The organism is Muriicola sp. (assembly GCF_041567615.1).
Lineage (GTDB): Bacteria > Bacteroidota > Bacteroidia > Flavobacteriales > Flavobacteriaceae > Muriicola.
The window spans coordinates 1-12248 of sequence record NZ_JBFGBM010000070.1 but is presented as its reverse complement, the minus strand read 5'-3'; the positions used below and the strand labels follow the sequence as shown (position 1 = coordinate 12248).

General features: G+C 47.4%; 5 protein-coding genes. 4 read left to right on the top strand and 1 reads right to left on the bottom strand.

The annotated features are described in order from the left end of the window. Both ABYP73_RS06490 and ABYP73_RS06485 read left to right on the top strand, forming a co-directional pair. The coding region (locus ABYP73_RS06490; RefSeq protein WP_372973803.1) for a TonB-dependent receptor domain-containing protein at positions 1–1736 on the top strand (1736 nt) is incomplete at its 5' end. Between the two features lie 18 nt (positions 1737–1754). Beyond that, the gene (locus ABYP73_RS06485; protein WP_372973802.1) at positions 1755–3377 is read left to right on the top strand and encodes a RagB/SusD family nutrient uptake outer membrane protein; all 1623 of its coding nucleotides are present in this window, start codon (positions 1755–1757) and stop codon (positions 3375–3377) included. Between the two features lie 440 nt (positions 3378–3817). Here the strand turns inward: ABYP73_RS06485 and ABYP73_RS06480 are convergent, their stop codons facing one another. Further along, positions 3818–5470, bottom strand: a complete 1653-nt coding sequence (locus ABYP73_RS06480) for a solute:sodium symporter family transporter (protein WP_372973801.1) — start codon at positions 5468–5470, stop codon at positions 3818–3820. 561 nt (positions 5471–6031) lie between these two features. Between ABYP73_RS06480 and ABYP73_RS06475 the strand changes: the two genes are divergently transcribed. Beyond that, positions 6032–9391: a CRTAC1 family protein gene (locus ABYP73_RS06475; RefSeq protein WP_372973800.1), complete on the top strand. Its 3360-nt coding sequence runs from the start codon at positions 6032–6034 to the stop codon at positions 9389–9391. Next, positions 9384–12248, top strand: a 2865-nt coding sequence (locus tag ABYP73_RS06470) for a VCBS repeat-containing protein (RefSeq protein ID WP_372973799.1), incomplete at its 3' end; no start/stop codon positions are given. The genes ABYP73_RS06475 and ABYP73_RS06470, both read left to right, overlap by 8 nt.

Below are 12248 nucleotides of genomic sequence, written 5' to 3'. Positions count from 1 at the left end.
TACTTTCAGGTGATCTTGAGAACTTTACAGGTATCGAAAATCAAGGATTTGGTACTTACAATACGCTCAACAGGGAGAACCACCTGTTGGAAGCCACCCTGAATTACAGGAAGGACTTCGGCAATTCTAGTATTGATGCCCTTGTAGGTTACTCCTTCCAGGACTTCAATGTAAGCGGAAGAAACGCTGCCGCCAGAGGATTCGCCAGTACGGATCTGAATCGAATGGGGTCAGAACTCAGAGAGACAGTGAATAATGCTGGAGCGACCATAGATGGTTCTTATCAGCAATATTTTTACGGGGTAAATACCTCCGGTCTTATCCTGAACAGGCTTCAGCCAACTGTTGTTGCGGGCGATAATATCGGTTTTGGTTTCGCCAAACTGGTTCGGGCTATGACTGCCGATACATTTGACAACACAGATGAATTGCAGTCGTTCTTTGCCCGTATCAACTATAACTTGAACAACAAATATCTGTTTACCGGGACGGTCAGGGCAGACGGTTCTTCCCGATTCGGTCCTGAAAACCAATACGGATATTTCCCTTCCGGTGCTTTTGCCTGGAAGCTTAACGAAGAAGGTTTCTTCGGTGATAATGTATCGACATTCAAGTTGCGTTTGAGTGGGGGTATCACCGGTAACCAGGATGGTCTGGGTTATGGTAACTTCGTAGCTAGACAGCGTTTCGGTGGCCTCGGTATTCAGAATGATTACGTCGTAAACCAGAACGGTCTTGCGATCGTTGCGACGGATGTGCCTGACCTGAAATGGGAAGAGACCCTGAACTTCAACGTGGGTCTTGATTTCGGATTCAATTCAGACAGGCTCTCCGGTAGTGTAGACGTATACCGCAGTGAGACCACGGACGTGCTCTTGAGGACTCCCCCTGCAGCACCTGCTGTAGACCCATTCCAGTTCGGTAATGTTGACGCCTCTATCCTGAACCAGGGTATTGAATTTGCGATCGCATACGACTTTGTACAGACACAGAACACAACTTTCTCTGCTGCTTTCAACATTGCATATAACGAGAACGAAGTTCAGGATTTTGCCAGTGCCATTAACACTGGTGAGATCAACGGACAAGGTTTATCTGGTGCTTTTGCCCAGCGTTTTGAGGCAGGAAGGTCCTTGTTCTCTTATTACATGGCAATCTTCGAAGGATTTGACAGTAACGGATTCCCCATATACCGCGATGTTGATGGGAACGGAACAGGAGACCCAATCGGAGACCAGACCTTTGTAGGAGAAGATGCCCTTCCAGATATTACTTCTGGACTTTCCCTGAATTTCCGCAGTGGAAACTGGGATGCTTCGGCCTATTTCTCCGGTCAGTTTGGATTCTCTGTGTATAACAACACGGCTAACGGATTCTTTACCGGAGGTTCAATCAACAACGCTAGAAACGTAACGCAGAATGTCGTTACCAGCGGTGAGGACGGTGGTGCCTCTGCGGATGTATCCACTCGATTCCTGGAAAAAGGAGATTTTGTTAGGTTCCAGAACGCAACCCTTGGGTACAATGTGCCTCTATCGGGTGAAGGTCTTTTCAAGACGCTGCGTTTGTCTCTTACAGGACAAAACCTGTTCCTGATCACCGACTACAGCGGATTAGATCCTGAAGTGACCGTTGCTACAGGAGACCTTGGATCCGGTGTCCCAACTAGGGGTATCGACTGGGCCGCGTTCCCTCCAGCAAGGACGTTCACATTCGGTCTTAATGCATCATTTTAATTAAAAAAATTGAAAATCATGAAAAGAAATCAATTCAAAATTTATTTTCTAACACTGGCGGTGGTATTGGGATTGACATCCTGTACGGACCTGGAAATTGAAGCGACTGATTCCATTATCAGTGAAGGCTTCCAGGGGTTAGCCGATCCCTCTTCCACAGTGGACGAATTATATAACAGGATTCTAAATCAGAATCAAACCCAGGCCGATTTATTCGCTTTAGCTGAAGTAACTACGGATGCTGCGATTATCCCCACCAGGGGAACCGACTGGGGAGATAATGGGTTGTGGAGAGTATTACACACTCATAACTGGAACAGTGAACACGCTTTTATTGCTAACGTTTGGAACAACTATAACGCCAACCAATTGATCGCTTCACAGGTTCTCGATTCCAGGAGTAACCCTTCAGCGGCGAACATCGGTGATGCGAGTTTTATCAGGGCCTACAGCATGTGGGTCATCCTGGATAATTTCGGTCAAGTTCCTTTCAGGGATGTATCGCTTCCTTCTTCAGCTTTGCCTGAAGTGCTTACAGGACAGGCGGCTGTAGATTTTATTCTGGCGGATCTCGACCAGGCTATCTCAAACCTTCCAACGATAGGAGCCGGAAGTGGAGAAGCCCTGAACAGAGCCAGCAAAGCAGCTGCACGTTACCTGAGAGCCAAGGTTTTATTGAATAAGCACGTCTATGTAGGAGGCAGCCCTGATTCTGGAGATATGGCTCAGGTGATTTCACTCGTTGATCAAATCGCCGGTGATGGATTTGCATTACAGGCTGGTTTCTTTGACTTGTTCCTCAACCCAAGTGATTTTGGAGGGAATGATGAAGTGATCTGGTCTTCAAACGCAGGACCCGCATGGAAAATATTCAATGGCTTACACTACAATTCAACCGCCGCCTCCGGAGGTGGGTGGAATGGATTTAGTACCCTGGCGGAATATTACGACCTGTATGAAGGTGATCCAAACCAGAATAGATTAGACGCAGCTGGAAATCCATTGGATGGTCAGGAAGAACGCAGGGGTGGAGTACCTCCTGGAGGAGTTCCTTTCACAGGCGTTCCCAGTACAACTAACCAGGATGGATTTGAACAAGGATCCAATGTCGGATTCGGATATCTTATCGGACAGCAATATGCTTTGAATGGTACACCCCTGACCGACAGGGCAGGAGCACCTTTAACGTTCAAGCGTAATTTTGTCGATGGTTCTGGCGCATCCAGTCTGATCAACAATGATGAAACTACCGGTATCCGCGTGATGAAATACAGCCCGCGTTACGGTACAGGATTTACTCCTAATGTTGTTTTATTCCGGTATGCCGATGCCCACTTAATGAAGGCTGAAGCCATGTTGCGCAGTGGTGGAGATGCTACAGCCATGGTGAATGAACTGAGGGTACTCAGAGGAGCTACTCCTCTAGGATCTGTCGGAGAGCAGCAACTGCTCGATGAAAGGGGCCGTGAATTATATCAGGAAGTATGGAGAAGGAATGATCTCATTCGCTTTGGACAATACACCAGAGATTGGGTATTTAAAGAAGCTGATGCTATCGGTAACGATGCGCGCAGATTATTCCCAATTCCCGCAGCTCAGTTGTTAGCGAATCCTAATCTGGTACAGAACCCAGGATACTAATTCTGAGACTAGAATATTCAAACCCCGGCCTTAAGCCGGGGTTTTTTTATTCCCCATTCCTGATCTGTTCTCCTAAACTCTTAACCTCTCACCTTTTCCTATGAATCGACTTCCTGATTCTCTGTTTCACCTGAGTAAATATTTATACTCCCTCCTATTTCTGATACAGTGGAAACTGGCCGAATCCTTTGATCAAATGCCTGAGGTTAATAAATCCTTTTCATGTCATAAAATGAAGGTTCCTCACCTGCCCTTTTTGTTTCAGAGCAAGAATTATGGAGCTTTTTGGACAACCCTGCAGGTAAGGCAATAATAGATTCTGTTGAATGACTCCCAGAGATTACAGGAATGAGGAAAAACACAATCTTAAAAGAGGTTCTCGTTGAATCCCTACTCTTAAGTCTCGAGGCGAGGTGTTCTATTAAAGCAGATAGAATATCCTACTGGGCAAAATAGATGTAAATCCCCACAACGATAAGCACTATGAGGAGACCGGCCTGTTTCACATATTTAAAAGGCGTGATCTCCACCTGTTCGGTATATTCCTGAACATAGGCTGTTGCCCTTGGTCTAAACTTTCCGATCAGGAGCATTATGGCTATGTTGGCCATAAACAAAATAGCCATTACGTGCAAGTAATGAGGGTAGGCGTCTGCCTCAATCAAGGCCAGTTCGGATGGATCTGTAATTCCCATGGCCGCTGCTTCCTCAAGGGCTTCACTGACGTACCTGGGCTGTAACCAGAACTGGGAAATTATATACAGCAGAGAACCTGAAATGATCCCGATCTTTGCGGCAATGGCCGGTACCCTCTTGGTGGCATACCCAATAACAATGATGGTTAGGATAGGAATGCTATAGATCCCGTTGATCTCCTGCAGGTAATTGAACAAACTCCCTGCATTGGCGATCATAGGAGCAATGAACATGGCGGCAAGGGCCAGGATGATTCCGAAGATCTTTCCGTAGCGCACGACTACCTTTTCGGGAGCCTCCTGGTTGATATGCTGTTTGTAGATATCAATTCCAAAAAGGGTTACCGAACTGTTCAGTACGCTGTTAAAAGAACTCAGAATGGCCCCAAAGAGTACGGCGGCAAAGAACCCGATCAACGGCTTCGGCAAAACGGCCCGGACGAGTTCCGGATAAGCCAGGTCACTGGACGCCAATCCTCCTTCAAAATAGTGATAGGCAATCATCCCAGGTAAGACGAGGATAATGGGCCCAAGGATCTTCAGGAAGGAAGCCAGTAATAGTCCTTTTTGACCTTCCGCCAGATTTTTGGCCGCAAGAGCACGCTGTATGATTTGCTGGTTAGTTCCCCAATAGAACAGCTGCACCAGCATCATCCCTGTAAATATGGTCTCGAACGGAACTTCCTGTCCGGCCTCCCCCGTAGAGTCGAATCGTTCAGGATTCGCCCCCATCAGGTTCTCCAGGCCCTGAAACACATGGCCGTCTCCAATGGCCATCAATCCGAAAATAGGGATCAGAATCCCTCCCAGTATGAGTCCGATCGCATTGATACTATCTGATACAGCGACCGCCTTCAGCCCACCAAATACAGCATAGATAGAACCGATGATCCCGATGCCCCAGATACATAAAACCAGGGCCGTTTTATCGGATACATTGAGCATTTCAGGCACGTTGAACATCCCGCTGATAGCCACCGACCCGGAATACAGGATTACCGGAAGTAACACCACCACATAACCCGTTAGAAAAAGGGCTGATGTGATGGTCTTGGTAGACACGTCGAACCGTTTGGCGAGGAATTGAGGAACGGTTGTAAGACCCCCTTTCAGATAACGGGGTAACAGGAAGATAGCCGTAATTACGATGGCTATCGCAGCCAGCGTCTCCCAGGCCATGACGGATAGTCCATCCTTATAAGCACTCCCGTTCAGTCCGACGATCTGTTCTGTCGAAAGGTTCGTCAAGAGGAGCGATCCGGCTATGACCCCTGCTGTCAGGCTTCTTCCCCCGAGGAAGTAACCATCCGAAGAGGTCTCATCTGTAGTTCTGGTTGCAAAATATGAGATAATGGCTACCAAAGAGGTAAAGCCGACGAAGGATAGTATTCCTATCATGATTCGGTTAGTTTGTTCGTTTGACCCTCTAATATATTGGATTATTTAGATAATTCATTCCCTTCCCCGTATTTAATGGTGAGAGCATATTCTTTTATAGAGGATTTTTTTCTAAAAAGTATCTATGAGTTCTCCATTAAAGGGAAATCCTAACCCTGGCATCTCTTGGTAAAATCTACTTTGTTCTTATCTCCTTTCAAAACTCAACTTCCATCTTTGTCAATTCCAGCCATAATCAACGAGACCGCGGGGAGTGATAAAAATCCCTGGGCAGACTTACTAGCTTTGGGCAATTAAGAATCGAATTCGTCTCAGGGAGTATTAATGAAATATTAATTGCATTGTTAAATGACTTAAGGGAAAGTAAAATAGACCCTCGTCAGGTAGGAAGATAGCGCCACAACCCATAATTTTGTAAGGCTCCGAAACTAAATCTCAATGAAGATTAAATTTTCTAATAGTGATGTTCATAGGAAGGAGTGTATCATTTGTTCCTGACACTGTAGTTCCGGCATCCATCATCCTGCAATTATTGTTAACCCCTAAACACAGAGAAAGAGCATGAGGCTTTCCAAGGCATTTTATTTAATCGGACTGTGTGTCTCTATTTTATTTTTTTTCGGATGTGACCGAAAAAAGAACGAAAGCACAGAAGTCGAGATATCCGACACCACTTTATTTTCTTTGATACCATCGGATCAATCAGGGTTGCGATTCGTTAACAAAGTAGAAAATCAAAAGGACTTCAACATCTTTAAATACAGGAACTTCTACAACGGGGGAGGTGTCGCCATAGGGGATATCAACAATGACGGACTGCCGGATATTTATCTGACCGGAAACATGGTCGGCAATAAGCTCTTCCTAAACAAGGGAAACCTGACTTTTGAAGACATTACGGACTCTGCAGGTGTGGAGGGCAATAAACCCTGGTCTACGGGAGTGGTGATGGTGGATATCAATAATGATGGATTGCTGGACATTTACGTAAGTAATGCCGGCAATATGATTGGTGATAATCACGACAACGACCTGTATATCAATAATGGCGACCTGACTTTTACAGAAAGGGCCGAAGAATACAACCTGGCAAAAACGGGGTTCTCTACCCACGCCTCTTTCTTCGACTACGACAAGGATGGCGACCTCGATGCGTATATCCTGAATAACAGCAACATCCCGGTGAGCAGCCTTGGCTATGCCGCCCAGCGGGAGGTACGGGCCCAGGACTGGGAAGGAGTACCGGATGTTTTCAAGGGTGTGGGCGATATGCTGCTGAGAAATGACAACGGGGTCTTTGTAGACGTGAGTGAGGAAGCCGGAATCTATGGAAGCCTTATCGGTTTTGGCCTTGGCATCATGATCACGGATATCAATAAGGACCTCTACCCCGATATTTATGTTTCCAATGATTTCTACGAAAGGGACTACCTCTATATCAACAACCAGGACGGCACGTTTACAGAAGACATCAAAGGGTGGACTTCCCACCTCTCACTCTCCGCTATGGGGATAGACATGGCTGATATCAATAACGACGGGCACGCGGAAATCTTTATCACGGATATGCTTCCGGAGGCCGATGAACGCGTCAAATCTGTGATGGAATTTGACGGGTATGACGTTTTTAAACTCAAACAGGAAAAGGATTTCTACCAGCAGTATATCCAGAATACCCTCCAACTGAACAACGGAAATGGTTCTTTTTCAGAGATCGCTTATTACAGCGGGGTAGATGCAACGGACTGGAGTTGGGCCGGACTCATGTTCGACATGGACAATGACGGATTCAGGGACATCTTTGTCACTAACGGAATTAACCACGACCTCACAGATCTCGATTTTGTCGACTTCTTTGCCAACGAGATCATCCAGAAAATGGCTTTGACCGGCCGGAAGGAATCCATAGATTCCATCATCAACAAGATGCCCATCAGGCCACAGCCCAACTACGCCTACCGGAACAACCACGACCTTACTTTCTCGAATGCCAATAAGGAATGGGGATTTGAATTGCCCACCATGTCTAACGGTGCGGCTTATGGGGACCTGGACAATGACGGGGACCTGGACCTGGTCGTGAGTAACGTGAACATGGAGACCTTTCTCTATGAGAACCACACAAATTCCATGACGGATAATCACTATATCCAGTTGAAATTCAAAGGGCCTGACAGGAACAAATTTGCCATAGGTGCCGCCGTGAATCTTTATTACGGGGATACGGTCATCTTCCAGGAATTGATCCCCTCCAGAGGATTTCAGTCGTCCATGGACTACACCATGACCATCGGTCTGGGCAAAACCACTAAGATCGATTCCCTCAGGGTGATATGGCCTGATGACAGAACTCAAAAACTAACGGACATAGGGACGAACCAAACCCTGTCGTTATCCTACGATGAGTCCTTAAAAAAATATATCGCTCCAAAGCCTGAACGCATAGTCCCATATTTACAGGAGATTACTGAGAATGTTCTGGTCGCTCACAGGGAGGACAACTATAACGATTTTGATTACGAAGGGCTGATCTACAAGCTGCTTTCCGAAGAAGGTCCGGCACTTGCCGTTGGTGATATAGACGGGGATGGTAATGAAGACCTCTTTATCGGAGGGGCTGCAGGCCAGCCAGGTACGATCTATAAACATCTGGGGAAGGGAAAGGTAAGGCCCTTATCTCAGCGCGTTCTGTTGGAGGACATGGATTTTGAGGACACGGCAGCAGCCTTTTTTGACGCCGATGGAGATGGGGATGCCGACCTCCTGGTAGGGTCAGGAGGTAACCAGGTCGGAAGGGAGTTGAGTTATCGCAACAGGCTTTATCTGAATGATGGTAAAGGTACCTTCAGCCGTTCTTCAGCGTCATTACCCTCCAGGTTTAAAAACACCTCTGTCATTGCGCCCTTTGATTTTGATGGGGACGGGGATGTGGATGTCTTTATAGGGTCGAGAAGCGTCGTGGGCACCTATGGGGTGGATCCGGACCATCTGTTCCTTGAGAACAATGGGGACGGGACTTTCCGGGATGCGACTGAGCGACTGGCCTATGACCTGCGGGATGCAGGTATGATCACGGATGCCTCCTGGGCCGACATGGACGGGGATGGCAGGAATGACCTGGTCACGGTATCGGAGTGGGGAACTCCAAGGATTTATCGAAATTCAGGGAGGCGCCTGTCCAAAATGGCCACGGACCTGGATGCCATGGACGGATGGTGGAACGTAGTGGAGGTCGCAGATCTCGACAATGATGGGGACAACGACCTCGTCCTGGGTAACCAGGGAGCTAACCTGCATTACAAACCGGGACCTGACCAACCCATGAAAATGTTCATAAATGATTTTGACGGGAACGGGACCATAGAGCAGATCGTAACCTTGCAGGAGAACGGTAGGGATTTCCCATTGCATCAGAAAAAAGAGCTCACCAATCAGATCGTTTCCCTCAAGAAACAAAACCTGAAAGCCTCCGAATACGCCAGGAGAAGTATAGATGAACTATGGCCCCCGAGCGTCATACAAAGCTCGATCACGAAGAAAGCCGCTATTTCTGAATCCATTATTGCCATCAATGAAGGGGGTGGAAAATTTACCGTCAAGAATCTCCCCCCACGTGTACAGTTGTCCTGCATATGCGGTATTTCCTGTACAGACATCAATAAGGATGGGTATGTAGACCTGATCATGGGGGGTAACAATTTTGAATTCAAACCCCAATACTCCAGACTGGACGCCGGTTACGGGAACGTGCTGCTGGGGAACAAGGATCTCGATTATCACTGGGAGGACTACTCCAAAAGCGGATTCTTTATCAGGGATGAGATCAAACACCTCGGACAATTTAAGGATAGTAACGGGGGTGTATTCCTGATCGCCGCCATAAATGATTCCCAACCAAAGATCTATAAGCTCAATGAATAGAACGGTTCTTATTGGAATTTTTGTTGTGTTGCTCGGCTGCGGAGATCGGGGAGGAGATCTCTTTACAAATCCGCCTTCCGGGGAGACAGGTATCACTTTCCAGAATACCCTCACGGAGACAGACGACCTTAATATCCTGGATTACCTGTATTTCTACAACGGCGGCGGGGTGGCCATAGGAGACATCAACGGGGACGACCTTCCGGATATCTACTTTTCGGGCAACCAGGTTAAGAACAGGCTCTACCTCAACAAGGGAGATCTCAGGTTTGAGGATATTACCGAAAAAGCCGGTGTCGGGGGAAACAGTTCCTGGAATACGGGGGCCGTTATGGGAGATGTCAATGGAGACGGTCTGCTGGACATCTACGTCTGCGCCGTGGTGGGGATCAACGGATTCAATGGGTACAATGAACTTTTTATTAATAATGGGGACCTGACCTTTACGGAAAGTGCTTCTAAATACGGACTCGATTTTGATACCTTCAGTTCCAATGCCGCTTTTCTGGACTACGACCTGGATGGCGACCTGGATCTTTATCTCCTTAACCACGCCGTGCACACCCAGGAATCTTTCGGGAGGGCAGACCTGAGGTTCAGGAGGGATTTTCAGACAGGGGACAGACTGCTTCGCAATGATGGGGATACGTTTACGGATGTCAGCGAAGAGGCAGGCATCTTTGGGGGGATCAACGGGTACGGCCTGGGAGTTGCCATCAGCGATTTCAACCTGGATGGTTACCCTGATATTTACGTGGGGAATGATTTCCACGAAGATGATTATTACTACCTGAACAATGGCGATGGCACTTTTTCTGAGGAGCTCAAAACCTATTTCACCCACACTACCAGATTCTCTATGGGTAATGACGTGGCAGACATCAACCACGATGGCTGGCCGGATATCTTATCCCTGGACATGCTTCCCGAGGATGAAACTGTTTTAAAGTCATCTGAAGGCGATGAAGATGTCCAGATCCACAGGCTCAAAATAAATCAATACGGGTACTACTATCAGTACTCGCGTAACATGCTTCAAATAAACCGTCCCGGATCCGGTTTCGAGGAAGTCGCCCTCATGAATGGAATTGCCGCAACGGATTGGAGTTGGAGTGCCTTGTTTGCCGATCTGAATTCTGATGGCCATCAGGATTTATTTATTTCAAACGGAATCCCTAAACGCCCGAACGATCTGGATTATATCAATTTTGTATCGGATGATCAGATCAAAAAGAAGATCAACAACACGAAACTGGTAGATCAGGAAGCCCTGGACCTGATGCCCTCGGGGAATATCCATAATTACATTTTTCAGGGCGTTAAAAATGGCCGATTCCAGGACCGATCACAGGACTGGATCACAAAAGACACGCTGGTCTCCGGGGCTACTGCCATAGGCGACCTGGACAATGACGGAGACCTCGACCTGGTAACTAACAACATCAACAACGAGCCCGCCCTTTACATCAACCAATCCGGAAAGGAGGCCCATTACCTGAAGCTCAAGTTGAAGTACAAGGGTATGAATCCCTTCGGGATCGGGACTAAGATCCTTTCTTACCACCAGGGGCACCTGCAATCCAGGGAAATGTATACCGTAAGGGGGTTTCAAGCCTCTTCCGAGCCTGTGATTCACTTCGGATACGGATCAGCAGACAAGGTCGATTCCCTTAGGATCCTTTGGCCGGATAAGACCACGCAGCTTCTCAAGGACATTTCTCCCAACCAGACCCTTGTCATACAACAGGAAGATGCAAAGTCCTTTGACCCTCCCTGGTTAAGACCTGCAAAAAAGACACTTTTTAAAAGAGTTGAGGACAATTTGGGACTAGGTTTCGTTCACAGAGAGGACCCCTACCTCGACTTCAACCGCCAAAAACTCATTCCCTATCAAGGTTCGGACCGTGGCCCTGCAGTAGCTGTGGGCGACCTGAACGGGGATGGATGGGAAGACATCTATTTCGGAGGTTCGAAGTTTGAACCTCCCCGCTTCTATTTCCAGACCCCTGACGGATTTGAAGAAAAGAAAATAGAAAGCATTGCGAAAGACTCCATCACGGAAGATATCTCTGCAGTAATTGAGGACCTCAACGGTGACGGGCGGAACGATCTTTTTATAGGAACAGGAGGTGCCGATTTTTACAATCAGATGGCTCCCTTGCTCAATTCCTATTACACAGCATCCGATTCTACCTTTATCAGACAAAAGCTAACGGATTCCTACCAAAATGCCTCGGTTATCGCCCCTTCCGATTTCGACGGTGACGGAGACATTGATCTGTTTGTGGGTAATCACATGATCACCAACGATTTTGGTAAAATTCCGGAGTCCTATCTCCTGTTAAATAATGGCGGAGTACTTGAAAAGGTTGAAAACAAAGACCTGGAACAAACAGGGATGGTGACGGATGCCATCTGGGACGATTACAACGGGGATGGTTCCCCCGATCTTATTGTGGTAGGCGAATGGATGTCTCCCGTTTTTTTCAGGAATGAAGGAGGGAATTTTATCAGGGATAGGGTGCTGGAGGACTCTGTTCCGGGGCTGTGGGAAAGCATCCTCGGTTTTGACATTGACGGGGACGGGGATAGGGATTACCTGCTCGGGAACTGGGGGCTGAACACCAAATTTACTGCTTCTGCGAAAGACCCCATGAAACTCTACTACGGTGATTTTGATCAGAACGGAACCTCGGAAACCATCCTGACTACGGTTAAAGAGGGAGAGAATTATCCCATAGAAGGTTTAAAAGGCCTGGCCGATCAGATGGTCAGCCTGAGGAAGAAATTCACGACTTACAGGTCATTTGCGGGGAAACCTGTTGAAGAGATTCTGGAGCGTGATCAATTGAAGCAG